The 22,678-nt window shown below is 62.8% G+C and carries 20 protein-coding genes; 4 read left to right on the top strand and 16 right to left on the bottom strand.

Features of this window, described 5'->3' with window-relative positions; translation table 11 throughout:
* The first annotated feature begins 58 nt into the window (after window positions 1-58).
* On the top strand, window positions 59-1,036 hold the full coding sequence (locus I6L40_RS02960; RefSeq protein ID WP_254204073.1) for a hypothetical protein: 978 nt from the start codon (window positions 59-61) through the stop codon (window positions 1,034-1,036).
* A gap of 86 nt (window positions 1,037-1,122) precedes the next feature.
* Here the strand turns inward: I6L40_RS02960 and mgtE are convergent, their stop codons facing one another.
* The 16 genes from mgtE to argS form a co-directional block, all read right to left on the bottom strand.
* The gene (gene mgtE, locus I6L40_RS02965) at window positions 1,123-2,547 is read right to left on the bottom strand and encodes a magnesium transporter (protein ID WP_216994967.1); all 1,425 of its coding nucleotides are present in this window, start codon (window positions 2,545-2,547) and stop codon (window positions 1,123-1,125) included.
* A gap of 354 nt (window positions 2,548-2,901) precedes the next feature.
* Window positions 2,902-3,297 carry a CesT family type III secretion system chaperone gene (locus tag I6L40_RS02970; RefSeq protein WP_041209779.1) on the bottom strand — a complete coding sequence of 132 codons (396 nt, stop codon included), beginning with the start codon at window positions 3,295-3,297 and terminating at the stop codon, window positions 2,902-2,904.
* Window positions 3,294-4,256 carry a YopT-type cysteine protease domain-containing protein gene (locus I6L40_RS02975; RefSeq protein WP_071914033.1) on the bottom strand — a complete coding sequence of 321 codons (963 nt, stop codon included), beginning with the start codon at window positions 4,254-4,256 and terminating at the stop codon, window positions 3,294-3,296. The genes I6L40_RS02970 and I6L40_RS02975 overlap by 4 nt, the downstream gene beginning before the upstream one ends.
* 166 nt (window positions 4,257-4,422) lie before the next feature.
* Complete coding sequence (cysG, locus tag I6L40_RS02980) at window positions 4,423-5,823, bottom strand: siroheme synthase CysG (RefSeq protein WP_071913916.1); 1,401 nt, start codon at window positions 5,821-5,823, stop codon at window positions 4,423-4,425.
* A 12-nt stretch (window positions 5,824-5,835) separates the two neighbouring features.
* Window positions 5,836-6,648, bottom strand: coding sequence for a nitrite transporter NirC (gene nirC / locus I6L40_RS02985; RefSeq protein WP_071913918.1), 813 nt, complete (start codon window positions 6,646-6,648; stop codon window positions 5,836-5,838).
* A gap of 57 nt (window positions 6,649-6,705) precedes the next feature.
* Complete coding sequence (nirD, locus tag I6L40_RS02990; RefSeq protein ID WP_071914036.1) at window positions 6,706-7,023, bottom strand: nitrite reductase small subunit NirD; 318 nt, start codon at window positions 7,021-7,023, stop codon at window positions 6,706-6,708.
* On the bottom strand, window positions 7,023-9,569 hold the full coding sequence (nirB, locus tag I6L40_RS02995) for a nitrite reductase large subunit NirB (protein ID WP_071913920.1): 2,547 nt from the start codon (window positions 9,567-9,569) through the stop codon (window positions 7,023-7,025). Before nirB ends, nirD begins: the two co-directional genes overlap by 1 nt.
* Window positions 9,570-9,874: 305 nt before the next feature.
* A complete protein-coding gene (locus tag I6L40_RS03000) occupies window positions 9,875-10,963 on the bottom strand; it encodes an ABC transporter permease (RefSeq protein ID WP_216994968.1) in 1,089 nt (362 codons plus the stop codon).
* Between the two features lie 3 nt (window positions 10,964-10,966).
* Window positions 10,967-12,076 carry an ABC transporter permease gene (locus tag I6L40_RS03005; protein WP_216994969.1) on the bottom strand — a complete coding sequence of 370 codons (1,110 nt, stop codon included), beginning with the start codon at window positions 12,074-12,076 and terminating at the stop codon, window positions 10,967-10,969.
* Entirely contained in the window at window positions 12,073-13,842 is a 1,770-nt protein-coding gene (locus I6L40_RS03010; RefSeq protein ID WP_216994970.1) for an ATP-binding cassette domain-containing protein, read from the bottom strand. Before I6L40_RS03010 ends, I6L40_RS03005 begins: the two co-directional genes overlap by 4 nt.
* Entirely contained in the window at window positions 13,839-14,807 is a 969-nt protein-coding gene (gene hlyD / locus I6L40_RS03015; RefSeq protein WP_216994971.1) for a secretion protein HlyD, read from the bottom strand. Before hlyD ends, I6L40_RS03010 begins: the two co-directional genes overlap by 4 nt.
* Window positions 14,804-15,445, bottom strand: a complete 642-nt coding sequence (locus tag I6L40_RS03020; protein WP_216994972.1) for a TetR/AcrR family transcriptional regulator — start codon at window positions 15,443-15,445, stop codon at window positions 14,804-14,806. The genes hlyD and I6L40_RS03020 overlap by 4 nt, the downstream gene beginning before the upstream one ends.
* Before the next feature lie 258 nt (window positions 15,446-15,703).
* Window positions 15,704-17,032: an HslU--HslV peptidase ATPase subunit gene (gene hslU / locus I6L40_RS03025; protein ID WP_033115662.1), complete on the bottom strand. Its 1,329-nt coding sequence runs from the start codon at window positions 17,030-17,032 to the stop codon at window positions 15,704-15,706.
* A 67-nt stretch (window positions 17,033-17,099) separates the two neighbouring features.
* Complete coding sequence (hslV, locus tag I6L40_RS03030) at window positions 17,100-17,633, bottom strand: ATP-dependent protease subunit HslV (protein ID WP_216994973.1); 534 nt, start codon at window positions 17,631-17,633, stop codon at window positions 17,100-17,102.
* A 186-nt stretch (window positions 17,634-17,819) separates the two neighbouring features.
* On the bottom strand, window positions 17,820-18,665 hold the full coding sequence (locus tag I6L40_RS03035) for an SPOR domain-containing protein (RefSeq protein WP_108572117.1): 846 nt from the start codon (window positions 18,663-18,665) through the stop codon (window positions 17,820-17,822).
* Between the two features lie 3 nt (window positions 18,666-18,668).
* Complete coding sequence (gene argS / locus I6L40_RS03040; protein ID WP_042029550.1) at window positions 18,669-20,414, bottom strand: arginine--tRNA ligase; 1,746 nt, start codon at window positions 20,412-20,414, stop codon at window positions 18,669-18,671.
* 299 nt (window positions 20,415-20,713) lie between these two features.
* On the opposite strand from argS, the gene I6L40_RS03045 reads away from it, so the two are divergent.
* From I6L40_RS03045 to I6L40_RS03055, 3 genes are all read left to right on the top strand, one after another.
* Entirely contained in the window at window positions 20,714-21,280 is a 567-nt protein-coding gene (locus I6L40_RS03045) for an LON peptidase substrate-binding domain-containing protein (RefSeq protein ID WP_216994974.1), read from the top strand.
* Between the two features lie 141 nt (window positions 21,281-21,421).
* Window positions 21,422-21,991, top strand: coding sequence for a sigma-70 family RNA polymerase sigma factor (locus I6L40_RS03050; protein WP_041209767.1), 570 nt, complete (start codon window positions 21,422-21,424; stop codon window positions 21,989-21,991).
* Complete coding sequence (locus tag I6L40_RS03055; protein ID WP_216994975.1) at window positions 21,984-22,673, top strand: ChrR family anti-sigma-E factor; 690 nt, start codon at window positions 21,984-21,986, stop codon at window positions 22,671-22,673. The genes I6L40_RS03050 and I6L40_RS03055 overlap by 8 nt, the downstream gene beginning before the upstream one ends.
* Window positions 22,674-22,678: the final 5 nt, after the last annotated feature.

Genomic DNA, 22,678 nt, shown 5'->3' on the forward strand with positions numbered 1-22,678 from the left:
AATTCAGCGCCGATTTATTGCACCTCTAATTACAAAGCAATCGCAAGGAACAACAACCATGAGAATGTGTAACAAGGCGCTGCTGGCTTTGGCCTGCACTGCAGCACTGTCCGCCTGTGATGGCGAGAAAGTAGCCAATAGCATCGCCAAGCGTGATCCGTTGATCATGCAAGAAGCCGGTTTGTATCAGGCTCAGCTGCTGAGTGGTACCAGTGAAAAGTCTCCATTAAGAATGCTGTCCGGTCTGGATGGTGTGGCGTTGATCTACCCGAAAAGCGATATCGAGCAGCGTTGGGGGGTTTGGGTTGATAACAACGATAAGGGGGTTGTCACGGCAAGCCAGTGGGTTGGTAAGGCAGCCCAACAGCTGCCGAAAGACAAAGACTTTTACCCTGTCGTGCTGACCCGCAATTCTGAGCGGTTCCAAGAAAGCGGTGGATTACCTGCTGGCGATAATTCGAGTAATGACCATAACTTAATCTCTTTCAAAGATCAGTCCGTGCGTGATTCTCAAGATAAAGAAGTCAAACGCTGGGTCTTTGATTTCCGTCGTACAGGGATCGAGTTTGGTACAACCAAATCTCCGCTCTACCCGCAGTGGGAGGGAATGATAGCGCTCAATCCAATAGTTGGTGGGACAAAGTCAGTTGAGCCTGCTCTCTGGGTTAGCAAGGATGATCAGGGTTTTAGCTATGCCATGACCGGCAATCTCGAAACCGCAATTGCCGCTGATGGTAAATTGAGCGTTCTGATTGAAATGCCTGCTGCAGGCTGCACTCTGATTGGTAAGGGAGACAAGCCGACTAAAGGCCTCAACAAGCTGACTTTCAACCTGAAGTCACCGGATAAGGGTGTTTGTGTGTTCAACGAGGCAAAAGTTCAGAGCATGCTTGAAATGCGTTGGACTATGGCATTAGCGAAGGCTGAAACGGTCACAGCATATACCACAGCATTTAGCGTTGAAGGGCGAGATCAGCTAGTGATCGGTTTCCCTGAGATGGATGGTTTTATGCTGGTTGCGGAAAAGAAGAAATAATTTTTACCTGTAGTTTCCCTCTCCGTTTTCACCCCGGCTATGCCGGGGTTTTTTATATGGAGAGGAGGGGATTTTCTTGCGCGGGTTTAGAGCAGGAACAGGGTGGCGAGGCCGAGGAAGATAAAGAAGCCGCCGGTGTCGGTGATGGCGGTGATCATCACGCTGGCGCCCACGGCCGGATCGCGGCCGAGCCGGTTCATGGTCATGGGGATAATCACCCCCATCAGCGCCGCCACCAGCAGGTTGAGCACCATGGCAAGCGTCATCACGGCGCCCAGCGCCGCATCCTGATAGAGCAGGAAGGTCGCCACCCCCATGGTGCCGCCCCACACCAGCCCGTTGATCAGCGCCACCCCAAGTTCGCGCAGCAGCAGGAAGGAGAGGTTGCCCGCCTGAATGTGCTGCAGCGCCAGCGCCCGCACTATCATGGTGATGGTCTGGTTGCCGGTGTTGCCGCCGATCCCGGCGACGATGGGCATCAGGGCCGCCAGCGCCACCAGCTGGGAGATGGTGTGCTCGAACAGGCCGATCACCCGCGAGGCGACAAAGGCGGTGCAGAGATTGATGGCAAGCCAGGCCCAGCGGGTCTTGACCGCCTTGGAGACGGGCGCGAACACATCCTCCTCTTCACTGATACCCCCCATCCGGCGCAGGTCGGTGTCGCTCTCCTCATAGACCAGATCCACCACCTCTTCGACGGTGAGGCGACCCATCAGCTTGCCCTTGCCATCCACCACGGCGGCGGAGAGCAGATCATCCCGCTCGAAAGTGCGGGCGGCCGCTTCGTCGTTATCCTCCGGATCGAAGGTGACCGGGTCCTGCTCCATCACCGCATTCACCCGGGTATCCGGCTTGTGCAGCAGCACCGTGGTGAGCGGCAGCTCCCCCAGCAGGTGGTTGCGCCGATCGATGACGAACAGCTTGTCGGTGTTGGCGGGGATCTTGCCGCGCAGGCGCAGATAGCGCTGCACGGTGGCGAGCGTCACCTCGGGGCGGATGGTGATGATCTCGAAATCCATCATGGCGCCGACGGTGTGCTTGCCGTAGCGGATCACCTCGCGCACCCGATCCCGGTCGGCAGGGGCCATGTAGGTGAGCAGCCGTCCCATCAGGTTGCGCGGCAGGTACTGGCCCAGATAGATCTGATCGTCGATGTCGAGGGTGCGCAGGGCATCGAGCAGCTCTTTGTCGCTCATGCCGCTGATGAGGCTGTCCCACACCGTCTCCGACGCTTCGACCAGGGTCTGGCCGCGCTTCTCTTCACTCACCAGCGCCCACAACACATGGCGCTCATCCGGCGGCAGCGACTCCAGCGCATCGGCGACGTCGGCGGCTGGCAGGCTGTTGACCAGCCGGGTCAGCTCGCTGGTCTGGTCGCGCTGTTCGGCATCCTGTACTGCCTGCGGATCGAGCAGGCTGTCGGTGAGGGCGTCATCGTGCAGCAGCAGGGTGAGAATGCGGGATCTGTCTTCCGCACGCTGCCTGGCGCTGTTTTTGATGGGAAGAGACATGAAGAGGTTCCAGAGCTGGTGGCCATAGGGTCGAATAGCCATAGGATACCAGACTTAAAACAACAGGTTATGACGGCGCGCAGTGGTGCAGAGATTTATCCGGCAGAGATCGGGCGGGGGCTTGGCGCAGGTGGAGTGACAGGAGGAGGGCGGTTTCGAGGTGAAAATGACTGGGTATAAATTTAATTTATGGGTTTTCCCTGAATGGCCCAACTTTAACTTATAGCGAGTGGGTTGATCCCTTCAGCCCGTTTCAATGCTCACAGATTGCCAGCCATGGCCATCGCCCGATCCCGGTGAGACGGTTGCTCGGCCAGGATCGGGTGACGGGGGGCGACCCCGGGCTGAGGTGGTTCAAATTCTCAGCAGGTGGGGGCTTGCTCGCAACGAGCCGTGGCAGTCTGGCGGGGCAAGCCGGGCCTCGGCATCGTCGATAAATCGTTCTAGCCAAGCTTCAAGACTCGTCTGATCCAGCAGTGCCAGAGGATATTGTGACCAGAGGATCGTCTGCCCATCCAGCGTACCCTGTACATGGGCTGGCCACTGGGCACCGAACAGGTTGTCGCTGGGGGGCTGGAGGGGGCCCAGTTCACAGTAGAGTTGCAGCCATTGTTCCTGATAACAGCCGATCATCACCCGCAGGCGCTCGTCGACCAGCAGGGTATAAACCCCCTCTTCGGAGGGAAGAGGAGTTATCCCCAGCCGGTTGAACAGCCCCTCTACCAGTTCCCGATAGGTGGAATGGCTCATGCGTCAGCCCCCTTGAAGTTGTAAACCTCGAACTCCTGCCCAAGTCCGATCTCAAGATTGTATTTGGAGCCTGGCCAGAAGGCGTTGGTAAACCAGTTTTTGAACTGTTCCTTGTCAGGGAAATGGAACTCGCCAAAGTTGGGATCGAAGAAGGTAACTCCCTGTTGTTCATCCACATGGGCTGCCACTGTGTGGCCGGCCATCTTGCCCGAGAAACTGATCTTCTTGTACTCGGCACTTTCACCTCGGGTATCCAGAATCGCTGCAACCAGCTGCTCCGGGCCTTGTGAACCTGTCTGGCCAGAAACAGGGGGCATTGGATAACCGGATTTGCTCATTCGCGGTACGAGGTTGTGGTCGGTGAGCCAGTTGCTTGTGACCTGAGCCTGATCGACGTGTTCTTGCATGCCGTCCATCTGCAACTGCTTGATGGAGACCAGCGTGTCAATTTGAAACTGACCTTTCTGGCCGCCGGTATAGAGCTGGTTGAACAGGCTATCACCCTTGGCATGGCTACTGATCCAGTGGGCGGAGATCGACTCGCACACGCCGCCCGAAGTGTCCCCGTGTTTCATGATCTCACCGAGGAAGGCCCCCTTGGTCTGAGCGAACTTGAAGGTGACGCTGCCGCCATGCTGGGGTACCGAGTCACGGACTGTGCCGAGGAATAGGCGAACGCCGAGGTGTATCAGGCGATCTTTGATCATGCTGAAGCGGAAGGCGCTGGTCGGGTTGGGTTTGCCGTCGCTGGTCAGCTGGCGATCCAGCAGAGAGCGACCAGGCAGGTTGTGCTGCACGGCGGCGGAGAAGCGGGCCAGCAGCCCGGGGCGTTCGGTTATGGATTGCAGGTCACGTTTGGCTAATGGACCATCGTGCTTGGGGATGTTTGTTGGGCTGATGGGGGCTGATATTGAGGTGCCGCTGGTATGCTGCGATTGGCTGATGGAGGTGATTGTCATCATCATTACCCGTGGATGTTTGCTCTTTACATGGGGGCTTGATGATAGAGGTTGTCCAGTGCAGCGGGCTGTCAGGAATTCAGCCTGATTTTAACACTATTGGGCGCATTGTCGGGTCAGGTTGCGGGGCAGAGAAAACGCCTCTTAAGAGAGGCGTTGGCAGGGTTCAGGCGAGGGCTCGCTGAGGCTGTGGTGCCGCGCCAAACCAGGCGAGCCGGTCGGCCAGGGTCACCACCGAGCCCACCATGATGAGGGCAGGACTCTCGACCCCCACCGCCAGCGCGGGCAGCTCATCAAGGGTGCCGCGAATGACCCGCTGGCAGGGCTGGGTGCCGCGCTCGATCAGCGCCACCGGGGTGTCGCCCCCCTTGCCGTGGGCCAGCAGCTGCTCGCGGATGGTGGCGCAGGATGAGAGCCCCATGTAGAACACCAGCGTCTGCTTGTCTTTGGCCAGCAGCGGCCAGTCGAGATCCCGGGCGCCACCCTTGCCGTGGGCGGTGACGAAGCGCACGCTCTGGGCGTGGTCGCGGTGCGTGAGCGGAATGCCGGCGTAGGCGGCGCAGCCGCTGGCCGCGGTGATGCCGGGCACCACCTGAAAGCCGATGCCTGTGCCGACCAGCGTCTCCAGCTCCTCGCCGCCACGGCCGAAGATAAAGGGATCGCCCCCCTTGAGACGCACCACCCGTTGCCCCTTCTTCGCCTCCTCCAGCAAGAGCTGGTTGATCCCCTCCTGCGGCACGCAGTGGTTGCCCGCCTGCTTGCCGACGAAGATGCGTTTGGCGTCGCGGCGCACCAGCGCCATCACCTCGTCGGAGACCAGCCGGTCATAGACCACCACGTCGGCCTGCTGCATCTGGCGCAGGGCGTGCAGGGTGAGCAGACCCGGATCGCCGGGGCCGGCTCCCACCAGTACCACCTCGCCTCCGGTCTGGCTCCCGTCGGCAAACAGGTTGTCGGCCAGCTGGTTGGCAGAGGCGCTATCACCGCGGGCCAGCGCTTGACCGAGCCGATCCGCTCCGAGCATCCGCTCCCAGAAGCGACGCCGCTCCCCCATGCTGGCGAAGCGGGCCTTGACCCGCTCCCGCAGGCTACCGGCAAAGGTCGCCACGGCCCCCAGATGTTGCGGCAGCAGGGCTTCCAGTTTTTCCCGCAGCAGCCGGGCCAGCACCGGCGCCTTGCCGCCGGAGGAGATGGCTACCATCAGCGGCGAGCGGTCGATGATCGACGGCATGATGAAGCTGGAGCGTTTCGGGTCATCCACCACGTTGGCAAAGATCCGCGCCTGATTGGCGCTCTGGTAGACCAGTGCGTTCACCTCGCGCCGATCGGTAGCGGCCACCACCAGCCACTTGCCCGCCAGTTGTTCCGGCACAAATTCACCGGCCAGCCACTCGATGCTCCCGTTGGCAACCAGTTCCGCCAGCTCGGGGTCGAGCTCGGGTGCGACCACTGTGAGCTGGGCACCGGCATCCAGCAGCAGGCGCGCCTTGCGCTCTGCCACGTCGCCGCCGCCGACCAGCAGCACGGGTTTGTTGTCGAGTCGGCAAAAGATGGGCAAGTAGTCCATGGGGCCTCCGGATCAGGCGGTTCGGGTCTGGTTGGCGGTGCTGGTGGTTTCGCTCACCGCGAGCGGGCGCTCAGCCTTGGGGGTGGCATACCAGTAGCCGAGGCCCATAAAGAGGGCGCCGGAGACGGTGTTGCCCAGGGTCACCCACAGCAGGTTGTGGCCGATGCCGCCCAGGGTGTAGGCATCGGAATGGGCACCGAACCAGGAGAGGGCGAACAGGGTCATGTTGGCGATGGAGTGCTCGTAGCCGGAGGCGATAAAGGCCAGCAGACACCACCAGATGGCGATGAAGCGGGCAGCCCCTTCGGTGCGCAGCGCCATCCAGATGGCGAGGCAGACCAGCCAGTTGCAGAGGATCCCCTTCATAAACAGGGTCAGGGCCGGAGCCTGGGTTTTGGCCAGCGCCACCTTGTGGGCTAGGCTGCCCGCATCCGGCAGCAGGCTGCCGCCGTAGGAGTAGATGAGCGCTACCACGATGGAGCCAATCAGGTTGCCGGCCCAGGTCTGCGGCAGGATGCGCAGCAGGTCGGCCATGGTGATCTTGCCCGTCTTCACCCCGAAGGTGAGGAACATGGTGTGGCCGGTAAACAGCTCGGAGCCGGCGATGATGACCAGGGTCAGGGCGATGCCGAAGGTGGCCCCCATCACCAGCGGCCGGATGGCGGGATCCACCAGATTGCCGAGGGTGAAGATGAGGATGATGCCGAGGCCCACATAGGCCCCCGCCATGGCGGAGCTGAGCCAGAAGCCGAGCTTGTCGCTGCGCTCGAAGCGGTTGATGCGGGCCGCGTTGGCGGCGCACTTGTTGATGGTTTCCGTGTACATCTTGTGAGTCCTTGAAAGGGCTGCCCACAGGCAGCCCGAAAGAGAGTGAAATCGGCGTTAGACGGCGACCCAGATCTGCTGGTCGCGTACTTCAACGGGGTAGCTTTGAACCGACATCGCGGGGTTGTCGAAGCAGTGGCCATCGCTCAGGCGAAAGCGCTGCTTCTTGAGCGGACTGGCGACCCAGAGTTCGCCGTCGTGTTCGCAGATTAAGCCCCGCGACAGCACGTTGGCGGCGAAGAAGGGATCCCGGTTGTCGATGGCGAACACCTCGGCCGCCGCGCTCGGGCGGAACAGAGCGATCTGGCGACCTTCAATGAGTGCGCACACACCGGTTCCCGGCAGGATATCGTTGAGTTGGCAGGCGAATTTCATCATTTGGTTTCCACCTCGATCTGGTAGACGGGGATGCGCTCGGCCGGGGTCGCCGGTCGATGCTGGTCGCGTTCGCTGACGAACTGAACGTCCGGATCGCGCTTGTCGCTGTTGATGAAGTGGCTGAAGCGCTTGAGCGCCTCCTCTTCGTTGAGGGTGCGCGACCATTCGCACTCGTAGCTGTCGATCAGGGTCTGGATATCGCGCTCCAGCGTCTCGGCCAGTCCCAGCTTGTCGTCGACGATCACCTCGCGCAGGTAGTCGACGCCCCCTTCCAGATTGCCGAGCCAGACCGAGGTGCGCTGCAGTTTGTCGGCGCTGGTGACGTAGAACATCATAAAGCGGTCGATCAGCTTGATGAGGGTCTCGCGGTCGAGGTCAGAAGCCAGCAGATCTGCGTGGCGCGGTTTCATGCCGCCGTTGCCGCCTACATAGAGGTTCCAGCCCGCGTCGGTGGCGATGATGCCAACGTCCTTGCCCTGCGCTTCTGCACATTCGCGGGTACAGCCGGAGACGCCGAACTTCATCTTGTGCGGGGTGCGAATCCCCTTGTAGCGGTTCTCGAGGAAGACCCCGAGGCCGACGCTGTCCTGCACGCCGAAGCGGCACCAGGTGCTGCCGACGCAGGTTTTGGCCATGCGCAGTGCCTTGGCGTAGGCCTGACCTGTCTCGAATCCGGCCGCCAGCAGCTTGCGCCAGATGGCGGGCAGATCATCCTTCTGGGCCCCGAACAGACCGATGCGCTGGGCGCCGGTGATCTTGGTATAGAGCTTGTAGTCGCGGGCCACTTCGGCCACCGCCAGCAGCCCTTCCGGAGTCACTTCGCCACCGGCCATGCGCGGGATGACGGAGTAGCTGCCGTCCTTCTGCATGTTGCCGAGGAAGATATCGTTGGTGTCCTGCAGCGGGATGTTGCGCGGGCTCAGCACATGCTCGTTCCAGCAGGAGGCGAGGATGGAGCCGACAGTCGGTTTGCACACCTCGCAGCCATAGCCTTGGCCATGTTTGGCCAGCAGTTCGTCGAAGCTCTTGATCCCCTCCACCTTGACCAGATGGAACAGCTCCTGACGGGAGTGGGAGAAGTGGGCGCAGAGGTGGTTGTTGACCTCGATGCCCTGCTTCACCAGTTCGGCGTTGAGCACCTGACTGATGAGCGGCACACAGCCGCCGCAGCCGGTACCGGCCTTGGTGTGCTGCTTGATGGCGGCCAGCGTGGTGTGACCCTCGGCCACCGCCTTGGCGATGTCGCCCTTGGAGACGTCGAAGCAGGAGCAGATCTGGGCGCTCTCCGGCAGGGCATCCACCCCCAGCGTCGGCTTGGCGCCGGCGTAGGCGGGCAGGATCAGGGTGTCCGGGTGGCTCGGCAGCGGCAGGGCGTTGAGCATCATCTGCAGCAGGTTGCCGTAATCTTCCACGTCACCCACCAGCACGGCGCCGAGCAGGCGGCTGTTGTCTTCGCTCACCACGATCTTCTTGTAGACGCCAGCCTGATCGTCCTGAAACACATAGCTGTGGCTGCCCGGGGTGCGGCCGTGAGCATCACCGATGGAGCCGACGGAGACGCCGAGCAGCTTGAGCTTGGCGCTCATGTCTGCCCCCTCGAAACGGCTGTCGCCGCCGAGCAGATGGTCGACGGTGATCTGGGCCATCTTGTAGCCCGGTGCCACCAGCCCGAAGAAGCGGCCCTGCCAGGCGGCGCACTCGCCGATGGCATAGATGTCGGGGTCGGAGGTGAGGCAGTGATCGTCGATGACGATGCCGCCGCGCTCGGCGATGGCGAGATCACCGTAACGGCCGAGGGTATCTTGCGGGCGAATGCCGGTGGAGAAGACCACCACGTCCACTTCAAGCTGGCTGCCGTCGGCGAAAGCGAGGCGGTGTTTCGCCTGCTCGCCGCCATGCATCAGGATCTCGCTGGTGCTCTTGCTGGTGTGTACCTGCACGCCCATGGATTCAATCTTGCGGCGCAGCAGCTGGCCGCCCTGACCGTCGAGCTGCTCGGCCATCAGTACCGGAGCAAACTCCACCACATGGGTTTCGAGACCCAGTGCCTTGAGGGCGCCGGCGGCTTCGAGGCCAAGCAGGCCGCCACCGATCACCACCCCGCTCTTGCCACTCCTGGCGGCGCTGCGGATGGCTTTCAGATCCTCGATGGTGCGATAGACGAAGCACTCGTGGTGCTGGCTGCCCGCAATGGGCGGCACCCAGGGGTAGGAGCCGGTGGCCAGCACCAGTTTGTCGTACCCGACCACAGTGCCCTTGTTGGAGTGCACTTCGCGGTTGGCCCTGTCGATTTTTTTCACCGCTTCGCCGAGCAGCAGGCGGATGCCGTGCTTGTCGTAGAAGCCGGGTTTGACGAGGGAGAGATCTTCACTGGTGTGATGGGAGAAGTAGGAGGAGAGATGGACGCGATCGTAGGCGGGACGGGGTTCTGCACCGAAGACGGTGATCTCGTAGCGGCCCGGGTCGGCCCGCTCGATCAACTCTTCGATGAAGCGGTGCCCCACCATGCCGTTGCCCACAACGACCAGTCTGACTTTGCTCATGATTGCCTCTAGTTTGGAGTAATAAAACATCATTCTGGGGCTAGGCTACCCAGTCGGCAGGGGCGGGCAATTGATGCAAATCAAGTGTCTATTTATATATCTCGTCAGGGGTAATTCGATAAAATTCAAAGATATACAAAAATAGGTATACCAGTTGATGATTTCTGCGCTGGCTTGGGGTGAGGGATGGTGGAGGGAAAACCTAGTTTAACAACTGCCGGGGAGTGAAAACTTCTGGTGGAAAAGGCCGGTCTCGCGCTGGGCGAGACCGGCATCAATGGGTATCAGCCGAGCAAGGCTGCGCGTCAGGCGATATGGCGGCGGAACATGGCGAGCGCCAGCGACAGGGTGACGCCGGCGATGGCGAGCAGCGGCCAGAGCAGGGGCCAGGCGGCCGACCAGTCAAACCCCTTGAGGAAGACCCCCTTGAGCAGCACGATGAAGTGGGTGAGGGGGTCGATGGCCGCCAGCCACTGGAACACCTGCGGCATGTTCTCCACCGGCGAGATGTAGCCCGAGAGGATCACCGCCGGTACGGTGAAGGAGAAGACCCCGAGAAAGGCCTGCTGCTGGGTCGAGCAGAACGACGAGATGAAGAGCCCGATCCCGGCCAGTGCCAGCCCGTAGCAGACCATGCCCGCCATCAGCAGGCTGAGGCTGCCGGCAAAGGGGAGGTGAAAGACAAAACGGGCGGCCAGCGCGACTATGCACCCTTGTCCCACCGCCACCATGATGCCGGGCACCGCCTTGCCCGCCATGATCCAGCCTGCGGTGAGGGGGGAGACCAACAGTTGATCGAAGGTGCCCTCTTCCCGCTCCCGCGCGACCGAGAGGGCGGTAACGATAAGGCAGCCGGTGGTGGTAATGATGGCCACCAGCGCTGGCAGGATATGCCAGTGGAACTCGACGTTGGGGTTGTAGAGGTTGCGTACCGCCAGCTCGGGTTGCCCCTTGCCCTCACTTTGCCAGCGGGCGATCACCTGACTGATGTAGCCCGCCGCCACCTGACCACCGTTGGAGCGGCGGCCGTCGATGATCAGCTGCACCTTGACCGGTTCGCCGCGCGCCAGCCGGCGGGAGAAATCCCCCGGAATAATCAGCCCGAGCAGCGCCTGCTGCCCGGTGATGGCCTCGGTCATGCCCGCCTCGCCTTGCACCGGGATGATGGTGGTGAAGGCGGGCATATGGGTGAGGCGCTCCAGCAGCTCGCGGCTCTGGGCGCCGCCATCCTGGTTGTAGATGGCCAGCGTGTTGCCGGTCACCTCCAGAGTGGCGGCGAACGGGAAGAGGGCGGTCTGCAGCAGCACCGGCATGATGAGCAGAAAGCGCCCCTGGGTATTGCCCATCAGGGCCTGCAGCTCTTTTCGGATCAGCCACCAGAGTCGGATCAGCATGGGTTACTCCAGAGTGCGCCGCGTCTTGCGGGCGGTCAGGGCCAGCCAGAAACCGGCCAGCAGCAGCAGACAGAAACCGTTGACCAGCAGGATCGAGAAGACGCTGCCCGCCTGATAGAGGGTCTGCAAGGAGCTCGCGAAGTAGCGGGCCGGAATGAGGTGAGTGATGGCCCGCAGCAGCGGCGGCATGCTGGCGATCTCGAACACGAAGCCCGACAGCATCACCGCGGGCAGAAAGGCGGCGATCAGCGCTGCCTGCGCGGCGTTGAACTGGCTGCGCATCACGGTGGAGAGAAACAGCCCGAGCCCGAGGGCGCTGCCGAGAAAGACGCTGGTGACCAGAAAGAGCAGCAGCAGGGAGCCGCGCCACGGCACGCCCATTACCGCCACCGAGAAGAGCAGGCAGAGCAGCATGGCAATGATGCCAAGGCCATAGTAGGGCAGCAGCTTGGAGAGCAGCAGCTCCCCCTTGGTGACCGGGGTGGCGAGCAGCGCCTCCATGGTGCCGCGCTCCCACTCCCGCGCCACCACCAGCGAGGTGAGCAGGGCCCCTATGATGGTCATCACCACCGCAATGGAGCCTGGCACCAGAAAGTTGCGGCTCACCAGAGCCGGGTTGAACCAGGCGCGGCTCTCTATCGACACCGGCATGGCAACCCTCTCGCCAGCGAGCCACCCCTGCCAGATCCCCTGCACATAGTTGGTGACGAAGTTGGCGGTGTTGGGCTCGGAGCCGTCGGTCAGCAGCAGCGCCTGCGGCGTGCCATTGCCCTGACCGGCCAGCGCGCGGGAGAAGCCGTCATCGATCACCAGCAGGCCGCGGATCTCGCCGCGGGCCAGACTGGCGAGCAGGGACTCCTTGCTCGGGCCGCTGTGGATCTCCAGCGCGGTAGAGCCGCGCAGGGCCTGCTCCAGCCGCACCGCCGGGGCGCCGCTGTCGGTACGCCAGATGCCGAGGCGCAGATGGTCCACATCCAGATTGATGGCGTAACCCATCACCACCAGCAGCACCACCGGCATGATGAAGGCAATGAGGATGCTGCTCGGGTCACGGACGATTTGCAGCGTCTCCTTGCGGCAGAGGGCCAGCAGTCGTCGACGGTTGATGCTCATGCGTCCTCCTCGCTGGCCCGCTCGACCAAGGTGATAAAGGCCTCTTCCATTGTTGGCAAAGAACAGGTCGGCAAGGAGCCGGTTGGCAAAGAGGTCGCCGCCTCTTTGGCGGCCAGCCCCTTGAGATCGTCCGGAGTGCCGAGCGCCAGCAGCTTGCCGCGATAGATGAGGGCGATGCGGTCGCAATACTCCGCCTCGTCCATAAAGTGGGTGGTGACCAGCACGGTGACGCCGTGGTCGGCCAGCGCGTTGATGTGCGACCAGAACTCGCGCCGGGTCACCGGATCGACCCCGGAGGTGGGCTCGTCGAGAAACAGCAGCGGCGGTTCGTGCAGCAGGGCGCAGGCCAGCGATAAGCGCTGGCGCAGACCGAGCGGCAGGGATTCCGCCTTCTGATCGAGCCAGGGGGCGAGGGCAAAGGCAGTCACCATGGCGTCGATCCGCGTCTGCTGGTGGCGGCCAAACAGGCCGTAGATACCGGCGAAGAAGGAGAGGTTCTGGGCCACGGTGAGCTGCTTGTAGAGGGAGAACTTCTGCGCCATGTAACCGAGGCGCTGGCGTGCCGCCGAGGGGCTGTGGGCCAGATCGATGCCGGTCACCAGCGCCTGTCCCTCGCTCGGGCGCAGCAGGCCGCACTCCATCTTGAAGGTGGTGGACTTGCCCGCCCCGTTGGGGCCGAGCAGGCCGAAGATCTCGCCGCGGCGCACCGCAAAGCTGACATCATCGGTGGCGGCGAAATCGCCGAAGCGCTTGGTGAGGTGGCGTGCCTCGATCACCGCCTCGGGGGAGACCCCCTGCGGCAGTTCGGCTTCCCGCATCCCGGCTGCCAGACTCGACTCCCCGCCGGGGCCGCCGCCGAGCAGGTCGATAAAGGCATCCTCCAGCCGGGGCTGGGCCGGTTGAAAGGCGCCGTTGGCGAGATGCAGCTCCGCCAGCGGCGGGGGCGTCACGCCTGGGTGCAGCAGCAGGCGAACCCGCTCCCCCGCCACCGCGCCATCCATCACCGCCGGGTGAGCCAGTGCCCGGCGCAGCAGGGCGCGCCGCTCGCGGCCATCCAGTTGCCCCGCCTCCAGCAGCCAGCAGCGGCTGGCCATGGCTCCCATCAGATCGGCCGGGGTGCCGCTGGTGCGCACCTCGCCATCCGCCATCAGCAGCACGTGGTCGCACAGTTCCGCCTCATCGAGATAGGCGGTACTCCAGAGCACCGTCATCCCTCCCTTGGCCAGCTCGCGCACCATCTGCCAGAGGGCGCGGCGGGAGATGGGATCGACCCCGACCCCGGGTTCGTCGAGCAGCAGCACATCCGGGGTGCCGAGCAGGGCGCAGGCCAGCCCGAGTTTCTGCTTCATCCCGCCAGAGAGCTTGCCTGCCGGCCGTGCGGTGAAACGGGCGAGATCGGTGAAGGCGAGCAGCCGCGCGAAGGTGGGCGTGCGTTCGGGCTCCAGTACACCGCGCAAGTCAGCGTAGAGGGTGAGGTTCTCCAGCACGCTGAGATCCTCGTAGAGGCCGAACTGCTGGGGCATGTAGCCGAGGCGCTGACGCAGCAGATCCCCCTCGCTCACCGGATCCAGCCCCAGCACCCGGATGGTGCCCGCTTCGGGGATCAGCAGACCGGCCAGCAGGCGCAGCAAAGTGCTCTTGCCCGCGCCGTCGGGGCCGACCAGCCCGGTGATGCCGCCAGCCGGAATGGTGGCCGAGATGGCGTTGAGGGCGACCCGCTCACCAAAGCGTTTGGTGAGCCCCTCGAGGGAGATGGCGCAGCTCATGGGGCCAGCCTGACGGTGACCGGCATCCCTTGGCGCAGGGCCGGGTCGGGATCCTGCACCACGATGCGCAGCCGGTAGACGAGGTGAGTGCGCAAGTCAGGCGTCTCCACCGATTTCGGGGTGAACTCGGCGGTCGGCGAGACAAATCCCACCACCCCGTGATAGGGCTTGTCCGGCCGCGAGTCGGTGGTGAGGGTCACTTTGGCGCCGCTCGGGAAGTGGCCGAGCCAGGGCTCCTCCACATAGGCGCGCACCCAGACTGGCGCGGTCAGGGAGAGGTTGAAGGCGGTCGCTCCGCTTTGCACCATGCTGCCGTTCTCGATGGCGCGACTGATGATGATGCCATCGCTGGGGGCGGTCAGGTTGGCATCTGCCAGCGCCAGCTCGGCACTGGCGAGCGCCGCTTTGGCCCCTTCCAGCTGGGCATCGGACTGGGCGATTTCCTCCGGGCGGTAGCCGGTTTCGAGCTGGGCGAGCTGTTCGCGTGCCGAGCGTACCTGCGCCTGCGTCTGATCCCGCTGGGAGCGGGCGGTATCGAGCTGACCGCGGGAGATGGCGCCGGTGGCGGCCAGTGCGCTCTGGCGGCGCCACTGCTGGTCGGCTTCCAGTGCAGCGGCTTCGGCGGCGGCCAGTGCGGCCCGGGCGCGGTCGGTCTCTTCGCTGCGATAGCCTTTGTGGATCAAGGTGTTGGCGGCAGTGAGCGCGGCCAGATTGGCGCGGGCGCTGTCGCGGCTGTGGGTGAGGGGAACCGGATCGAGGCGGGCCAGCAGTTGACCGGCTTTTACCCTATCCCCCTCATCGACCAGCACCTGATCGACCCGGCCGCCGACCCGAAAGGCCAGATTGACGTCGCGAATATCGACGTTGCCGTAGAGGATGGAACCGTCGGCCGGGCGCCCCTGCCACCAGAGGTAGCCACCGATAACGGTTAGCAGCAGGGCCACGATTGCAATGCGTTGTTTCATGCCGCTTCTCCTTCTTTCATGTCGGTGGGGCGCAGGCCGCACAGGGCCCATACCAGCCGTTGTCTGGCGGCCTCAGGGCTGTCTATCTGACTGAGAAAGGGGGCGGCCTGTTCGGGCAGCCAGCCGAGCTGGCGACCGCTGCCGGCGATCACCAGCGGCAGGCCGACCGACCCCATGATGAAGATCATCAGCTGGAGCGGGTGACCCGCGACCAGCGACCCTTCCGCCTGTGCCATCCGTACCTGCTCGATCAGCAGCAGGGGATGACGGCGCGGCAGGCTGAGCAGAAAGCGCTGGGCCGCCCCTTCACCCGCCAGCGCATCGCCAAACAGGTGGTTGATAAAGCCGCGCTGGCGCGCCACCAGCCCGATCAGCGCCTCCATGGTGGCCTCGAACATGGCGATGGCAGAGGGGTAGGAGCCTTTGGCAGCCACCGCCTTGAGCTCGTCATAGAGGGGGGCATACCAGAGCTCCACCAGCTCGTCGATAAAGGCGTCGCGGTTGCCGAAGTGGTAGACGAAGGAGCCGAGGTTCACCTCGGCCGCCGCCGCCAGCTCGCGCACCGTCAGGCCGCGCAGCCCCTTCTCGGTGGCGATGGCGAGGCCGGTATCGAGCAGTTTCTGCCGGGTTGGATTCATTGTTCTGGTTCCTGCTGCACAGATTTTGATCTGATTTATACGTATGTATAAATCAGCCGCCGAGAATAGGAAAGATCTTTTTTTGAGCAGATTTCAGCGGAGATGAAAAACGGCGGGCGTTGGCAAGGAGAGGTTTGGAAACGGCTTGGGATTGAACGGGTTGCCGCAGGTGTGGGCCAGAATCCGGGCAGATGACGGAGGTGGTGGAGAAATAAAAACGCCTCCGCGAAGGGAGGCGTTTTATCGGGAGGGGCGCGTTTACAGAATAAAGCGGCTCAGATCCTCGTCTTCAATCAGCTTGCCGAGGTGTGCGTTGACGTAGTCGGTGTTGATGACGAAGGTCTCGCCGGACTTCTCGGAGGCGTCGTAGGAGATATCTTCCATCAGGCGTTCCATCACGGTGTGCAGACGGCGGGCACCGATGTTCTCGGTACGCTCGTTGACCTGCCAGGCCGCTTCGGCCAGACGGCGGATACCATCCTGGGTGAACTCGATATTGACCCCTTCGGTGGCCATCAGCGCCTTGTACTGATCGGTCAGGGAGGCGTTCGGCTCGGTCAGGATCCGCTCGAAATCTTCGGTGGTCAGCGCGGTCAGCTCGACCCGGATCGGCAGACGGCCCTGCAGCTCGGGGATGAGGTCGGACGGCTTGGCGATCTGGAAGGCACCGGAGGCGACAAACAGGATATGGTCGGTCTTGACCATGCCGTGCTTGGTGTTGACGGTGCAGCCCTCGACCAGCGGCAGCAGGTCGCGCTGAACCCCTTCACGGGAGACATCGGGGCCGGAGCTCTCGCCGCGCTTGCAGATCTTGTCGATCTCGTCGAGGAAGACGATGCCGTTGTTCTCGACCGCAGCGATGGCCTTTTGCTTCAGCTCTTCCGGGTTGACCAGCTTGGCCGCTTCCTCTTCGATCAGCGCCTTCATGGCCTCTTTGACCTTGATCTTGCGCTTCTTCTTCTGGTTCTGGCCCAGGTTCTGGAACAGCCCCTGCAGCTGGTTGGCCATCTCTTCCATGCCCGGCGGGGTCATGATTTCGACGCCCATCGGGGAGGCGGCCAGATCCAGCTCGATCTCCTTGTCATCCAGCTGACCTTCGCGCAGTTTCTTGCGGAAGATCTGGCGGGTGTTGGAGTTGTCGGCTTTCTCTTCCTCACCCCAGGTGTTGCGCGGGTTGGGCAGCAGCGCATCGAGAATGCGCTCTTCGGCGGCTTCCTCGGCGCGGTATTTCATCTTCTCCATCTCGGTCTCGCGCACCAGCTTGATGGCGACATCGGTCAGATCGCGAATGATGCTGTCCACTTCCTTGCCGACATAGCCCACTTCGGTGAACTTGGTCGCTTCCACCTTGATGAAGGGGGCGTTGGCCAGCTTGGCCAGACGACGGGCGATCTCGGTTTTGCCGACACCGGTCGGGCCGATCATCAGGATGTTCTTCGGGGTCACTTCATGGCGCATCTCTTCGTTGAGCTGCATCCGGCGCCAGCGGTTGCGCAGGGCGACGGCCACCGCGCGCTTGGCATCGGCCTGACCAATGATGTGACGATCCAGTTCGTGGACGATTTCTCTCGGGGTCATCTCGGACATGATGGAGTTCCTGTATCAGGGGCGGGCAGTGCCCACCCCTTGGAGAATTGGTTGCTATGTAGCCGGCTTATTTGGCCGAATAGTCCAGCACTTCGACGGTGTGGTGCTGGTTGGTGAAGACGCAGATGTCGCCGGCGATCTTGAGCGCCTTCTCGACGATGCTCCTGGCATCCAGATCGGTGTTTTCCAGCAGGGCGATGGCCGCGGACTGGGCGAAGTTGCCGCCGCTGCCGATGGCGATGAGATCGTGCTCCGGCTGCACCACGTCACCGTTGCCGGTGATGATGAAGGATTTGTGTTCGTCGGCCACGGCCAGCAGCGCTTCGAGGCGGCGCAGGGCGCGATCGGTGCGCCAATCTTTGGCCAGCGCCACGGCGGCGCGCTCCAGATTACCCTGATGGGCCTGCAGTTTGGCTTCGAAGCGTTCGAGCAGGGTGAAGGCGTCGGCGGTACCACCGGCAAAACCTGCCAGTACCTTGCCGTTGTAGAGGCGATGAACCTTGCGGGCGTTGCCCTTCATGACGGTGTTGCCAAGAGAAACCTGGCCATCGCCACCGATGACGACCTGACCGTTGCGGCGAACTGAAACTATGGTAGTCACTTTACTTACCTCGCTTGAGCCGAATGACGGCCTGACTGTGCATGGAAGAAAAGATGGGGATGGCAAAACGGCTTTTCAAGCCTGTAATCGGTCGGGACAAGCGCGAGATGGGGCTATGGGGGCGAAGGGAGCCCAAAGAAGAGGGGCCGGGTGTTGCCACCTGGCCCCTCATGGTAAAACGGGCGCTTACCCTTTCTTGGGAATGCAGCCGCTGATGCCTGAGCTCTGCAGCTTGCGGTTGGCCGCGTCGGCGGCCGCCTTGCCGTTGAAGGGGCCGACCATCACCTTGTAGACGGTGCCGTTGGCGCCATTGATCACCTGCAGGCTGGAGGAGAGGCCGGCGGTGAAGGCGATGCGTGCCTTGAGCGACTCAGCAGAATCCTGCGAGCGCAGGGCGGCACACTGCATCATATAGCGGCCGCTGTCGGCAGCTGCGGTCTGGGCAGGTTGGGCTGCCGGTTGGGCTTTGGCGGCAGCGGCTCGCTCACGCTCCAGCTCGGCACGGATCTCCCGCTCCATCCGCTCACGCTCGGCCTTGCGGTCGATCACCTGCTCCTGGGCGCTGGCAACCGGTGCACCGGAGGTGGAGGGGGTGGTCGCCGGATTGGGCTGATAGGGCTTGGGCTGGCCGATCGGTGTTCCCGGCTGGGGAATATCGGTCGGTACCGGCTGCGGCAGCTTCTCCGGTTGCAGGGTCATGGTATCGGCAGGAGGCGGCGGCAGAACGCCCGGCTGGGTCGGCGGCTCTATGATATCGACCTGCTTGTTCTCAAGCCGTTCGATGTAGCTCCACTTCTCCTGAGGCAACCCGTTGTTCTGCGGTTTGGGCTTGTTGGCTTTGACCTGCTCTTCGATGGTCGGGGCATCGTGGCCCTTGCCATTGATCATGTAGAGGAAGCCGCCAAAGCCAGCCAGCAGCGCCCCGGCCAGCAGGGCCGGGATAACAGGAAAGCGGCGCGGAGCCGCTTTCTTGGTGTTGCGACCGCCCGCGCGACGTCGCGGACGGTTGCCGACATAATCCCGGGTCGCCATCTATTACATGCGCTCCAGGGTGTAGATACCCAGTACGCCGAGGCCCAGCTTGAGCACCTTGGCGGTGGCAGCACACAGCAGCAGACGGCTCTGACGGGTCGCTTCGTCCACGCCATCCTTGTTGATCGGGCAGGCTTCGTAGAAGGTCATGAAGTTGCCGGAGAGCTCGTACAGATAGGTACAGAGCAGGTGCGGCATCCCCTTGTCCGCCACGCCGTTGACCGCGTCGGAGAACTGGATCAGCTTCTGGGCCAGGGTCTCTTCCGCTTCCTCGTTCAGGGTCACATTGCCGGTCAGGGTAGCGGCATCGACGCCGGCCTTGCGGAAGATGGACTGAATACGGGTGTAGGCGTATTGCAGGTAAGGAGCTGTGTTGCCTTCAAAGGAGAGCATCAGATCCCAGTCGAAGATATAGTCGGTGGTGCGGTTCTTGGAGAGATCCGCATACTTGACCGCACCCATGGCGATGGCGTGCACCACTTCGGCCTTCTCTTCGGCGGAGAGGTCGCTGTTGCGGCTCTCCAGCAGGGCGGCGGCGCGCTCTTCCGCTTCGTTCAGCAGGTCGACCAGCTTGACGGTGCCACCGGAGCGGGTCTTGTAGGGACGACCATCCTTGCCCAGCATCATGCCAAAGGCGTGGTGCTCGAGCGGCACGGATTCCGGCACATAACCCGCCTTGCGGGTGATGGTCCAGGCCTGCATCAGGTGCTGGTGCTGACGGGAGTCGATGAAGTACATCACCCGGTCGGCGCCCAGGGTTTCGTAACGATATTTGGCACAGGCGATGTCGGTGGTGGTGTAGAGGAAACCGCCATCGCTCTTCTGGATGATGACGCCCATGGCCTCGCCATCCTTGTTCTTGAACTCGTCCAGGAAGACAACGGTGGCGCCTTCGCTCTCGACCGCCAGCCCCTTGGCTTTCAGGTCAGCAACGATCTCCGGCAGCATGTCGTTGTACATGGACTCGCCCATGATGTCCTTGTTGGTCAGGGAGACATTCAGGCGGTCGTAGTTGCGCTGGTTCTGCTCCATGGTCATGTCGACCAGCTTCTTCCACATGGTACGGCAGTACTCGTCGCCACCCTGCAGTTTCACCACGTAGTTACGGGCGCGCTCGGCGAAGGCTTCGTCTTCGTCGTAGCAACGCTTGGCCTGGGTGTAGAAGGCTTCCAGGTCGCGCAGCTCCATGTCGGAGGCGTTCTCGTTGGCCATCTTCTCCAGATAGGCGATCAGCATGCCGAACTGGGTACCCCAGTCACCGATGTGGTTGGCACGCACCACCTTGTGGCCGAGGAACTCCAGCGCACGAGCGGCTACGTCACCGAGTACGGTGGAGCGGATATGGTGCACGGCCATCTCTTTGGCCACGTTGGGGGCGGAGTAGTCCACCACCACGGTCTGCGGGGTCGGCAACTTCACGTTGGCGTTGGCAGAGGTCACCATGGCCTCGACCTGACCGGCCAGCCAGCGCTGGTCGAAGAAGAAGTTGATGAAGCCGGGGCCGGCGATCTCGACCTTGGCGATCAGGTCGGAGGCAGGCAGGTGCTCGATGATGGCAGCCGCCAGCTCACGGGGATTCTTGCGGGCCGGCTTGGCCAGCAGCATGGCCAGGTTGGTGGCCAGGTCACCGTGAGCTTTTTCCTTGCATCGGTCTACTTGCACGCGGGCTTCCAGGTCCGCCGGCAGGACGCCTGCTGACTTGAGATTGGCTACCGTTTGTTCAAGTAGATGATGAATATGCTCTTTCATAACTGACCACCAAGGTTGCGCGTCGAAAAATGACTGATATATAAGGGCGTGAATTTTACCCGCATCGGCTCGAGAAAACTATAGGGATGACCCGCCGCTCGCTGTCGGGCGGATATTTCACTGCGTTTGGCGCCATATTCCAGAATATTGGACGGAAATTACGGTGCTTATCCATTTCTACTGCATATCGAAGCGCCTTGTCCAGGCTATTTCCCCTGATTGTTAAGGGTTTTTCCCGACACTGATCTCCCGCTGGCTGTTGCACGTACCTAGAGTCGTAACCCAGCAAGGAGTTTGTGATGCGACTGGCACTGTTTCCCCTATCAGCCCACCTGCTGCCCGGCGGCATCATGCCGCTGCGGATCTTCGAGCCCAGATACCTGCGGATGGTGGCCGAAGCGGGGGAGGCGGGCTTTGCCCTCTGCATGGTGGATCCGCGCCAGCCCGACGCCTTGCGCAACATGCTGCCCATCGCCACCCGGGTCAAGGTCATCGACTTCGACCGGCTGCCGGACGGCATGCTGGGGATCACGGTGCAGGGGGTGGAGCGGGTGCAGATAGAGGATCTGTGGCATGAGCCCGATGGCCTGCGCATCGGTGAGGTGAGCCCGCTGCCGGCATGGCCGCCCCGGCGGCTCCATCCCGATCAGCTGCCACTGGCCGATGCGCTGCGGGAGGTGTTTGCCGACTATCCCGACTATGCCGCCCTCTATCCCGCGCCCCGCTGGGACGATGGCAACTGGGTGGCCCAGCGCTGGCTGGAGGTGCTGCCGATCCCCCCCGAGCAGAAGCAGCTGCTGCTGGCCGCTGCCGACAATCAGCCTGCCATTGCCCTGCTCAAAGGGGTGCTGGTGGCCAGCCACTGATTTTTTCCTGACCTGCTGATCCGCCAGCGCCGCAGGGCCGTACCAGTCATTACCACAGCACCTTCGACAGCACACCAAAGGGATGGCGCAATGGCATATACTGGCCAACCACACTCGACCATACGCAGGACTTCGCCCGTGATGGATAACCCGGATGGCGACCTCAAATCTCTGCTGATCAGGGTGGCAGAGCAGGCCGACAAGGCCGCGTTTGCCCGCCTGTTCCAACACTTTGCGCCGCGCATTCGCAGCTACGGGCTGCGCCATCTCGGCAGCGAGGCCAACGCCATGGAGCTGGTACAGGAGACCATGCTGCTGGTGTGGCAGAAGGCGCGCCTCTACCACCCCGAGAAGGGGGCGCCGACCACCTGGATCTACACAGTGATGCGCAACCAGTGCTTCGATCTGCTGCGCCGCCGTCGCGCCAGCAAGGAGGATCTATGCGCCGAGGAGCTGTGGCCGGTGCTGGAGTTTCAGGCCGAAGAGGAGCATCTGAGCGGAGGCGAGGATGCCGTGCTGACCCGCCAAATGGCCCACTACCTCGGCACCCTGCCTGAGCCGCAACAGCAGGTGGTGCGTGGCATCTATCTGCAGGAGTTTTCCCAGCAGGAGCTGGCGGAGCGCCTTGGCGTGCCGCTCGGTACTATCAAGTCCCGCCTCAGACTGGCGCTACAGAAACTGAAAGAGCAAGTGGAGCAAGGCCATGATTAAAGCCCATCCAACCGACCCTATGCTGCGCGCCTTTGCTGCCGATGAGCTCCCTCTGCCGCTGGCCGTCGGACTTTCCGCTCACTGCGAGCTCTGCCCCGATTGTGCTGCCCGACTGAAGGCATTCGAAGAGGAGCTGGCGCAGCAATATCTTGCCTCGCCAGCAGAGCCCGAGCTGGCCTCCCGGGATGAAGTGGGACTGGACGCCGGATTCGACGCCATGCTGGCGGATATTCTGGCGCAGCCCGAACCGGTTGCCGCACCCGTTATCGATCTGCCCCGAGTCCAGCCTGCCGAGCTCGAGGTGGCCGGTCACGCTTACCGCTTGCCGCGGGTGCTGACCCGTTACCGCTCGCCCAAGTGGCGCCATATCGGGGCCATTCGTCAGCAGAGTTTGCCACTGGACGAGATGGGGGCTCGCGCCAGCCTGCTCCACATCGAGGCGGGTGGCCGTATCCCCGAGCACACCCATCAGGGTTACGAGCTGACCCTGCTGCTGGCGGGCAATATTCAGGATGGCGACACCCTCTATCAGGCCGGGGATTTTATCTGGCGCGATGCCAGCCACGCCCACAGCCCGCACACGCCGGACGGCTGCCTCTGCTATACGGTGCAGGATGCGCCGGTGCAGTTCACCAAGGGGCTGTCGCGGCTGCTCAATGGCATCAGTCAGCACCTCTACTGAGGGGC

The sequence above is a fragment of the Aeromonas sp. FDAARGOS 1410 genome (assembly GCF_019048745.1).
Lineage (GTDB): Bacteria > Pseudomonadota > Gammaproteobacteria > Enterobacterales > Aeromonadaceae > Aeromonas > Aeromonas jandaei.

What these genes read in the sequence shown, in the direction of transcription:
- I6L40_RS03055 (WP_216994975.1), top strand. Translation starts at nt 21,984, where the DNA reads ATGATTAAAGCCCATCCAACCGACCCTATGCTGCGCGCCTTTGCTGCC.
- hlyD (WP_216994971.1), bottom strand. Translation starts at nt 14,807, where the DNA reads ATGAAACAACGCATTGCAATCGTGGCCCTGCTGCTAACCGTTATCGGT.
- mgtE (WP_216994967.1), bottom strand. Translation starts at nt 2,547, where the DNA reads ATGTCTCTTCCCATCAAAAACAGCGCCAGGCAGCGTGCGGAAGACAGA.
- nirC (WP_071913918.1), bottom strand. Translation starts at nt 6,648, where the DNA reads ATGTACACGGAAACCATCAACAAGTGCGCCGCCAACGCGGCCCGCATC.
- nirD (WP_071914036.1), bottom strand. Translation starts at nt 7,023, where the DNA reads ATGAAATTCGCCTGCCAACTCAACGATATCCTGCCGGGAACCGGTGTG.
- I6L40_RS02975 (WP_071914033.1), bottom strand. Translation starts at nt 4,256, where the DNA reads ATGACAATCACCTCCATCAGCCAATCGCAGCATACCAGCGGCACCTCA.
- I6L40_RS03010 (WP_216994970.1), bottom strand. Translation starts at nt 13,842, where the DNA reads ATGAGCTGCGCCATCTCCCTCGAGGGGCTCACCAAACGCTTTGGTGAG.
- I6L40_RS03000 (WP_216994968.1), bottom strand. Translation starts at nt 10,963, where the DNA reads ATGCTGATCCGACTCTGGTGGCTGATCCGAAAAGAGCTGCAGGCCCTG.
- I6L40_RS02960 (WP_254204073.1), top strand. Translation starts at nt 59, where the DNA reads ATGAGAATGTGTAACAAGGCGCTGCTGGCTTTGGCCTGCACTGCAGCA.
- I6L40_RS03050 (WP_041209767.1), top strand. Translation starts at nt 21,422, where the DNA reads ATGGATAACCCGGATGGCGACCTCAAATCTCTGCTGATCAGGGTGGCA.
- nirB (WP_071913920.1), bottom strand. Translation starts at nt 9,569, where the DNA reads ATGAGCAAAGTCAGACTGGTCGTTGTGGGCAACGGCATGGTGGGGCAC.
- hslU (WP_033115662.1), bottom strand. Translation starts at nt 17,032, where the DNA reads ATGTCCGAGATGACCCCGAGAGAAATCGTCCACGAACTGGATCGTCAC.
- argS (WP_042029550.1), bottom strand. Translation starts at nt 20,414, where the DNA reads ATGAAAGAGCATATTCATCATCTACTTGAACAAACGGTAGCCAATCTC.
- I6L40_RS03020 (WP_216994972.1), bottom strand. Translation starts at nt 15,445, where the DNA reads ATGAATCCAACCCGGCAGAAACTGCTCGATACCGGCCTCGCCATCGCC.
- I6L40_RS03045 (WP_216994974.1), top strand. Translation starts at nt 20,714, where the DNA reads ATGCGACTGGCACTGTTTCCCCTATCAGCCCACCTGCTGCCCGGCGGC.
- I6L40_RS03035 (WP_108572117.1), bottom strand. Translation starts at nt 18,665, where the DNA reads ATGGCGACCCGGGATTATGTCGGCAACCGTCCGCGACGTCGCGCGGGC.
- cysG (WP_071913916.1), bottom strand. Translation starts at nt 5,823, where the DNA reads ATGGACTACTTGCCCATCTTTTGCCGACTCGACAACAAACCCGTGCTG.
- I6L40_RS02970 (WP_041209779.1), bottom strand. Translation starts at nt 3,297, where the DNA reads ATGAGCCATTCCACCTATCGGGAACTGGTAGAGGGGCTGTTCAACCGG.
- I6L40_RS03005 (WP_216994969.1), bottom strand. Translation starts at nt 12,076, where the DNA reads ATGAGCATCAACCGTCGACGACTGCTGGCCCTCTGCCGCAAGGAGACG.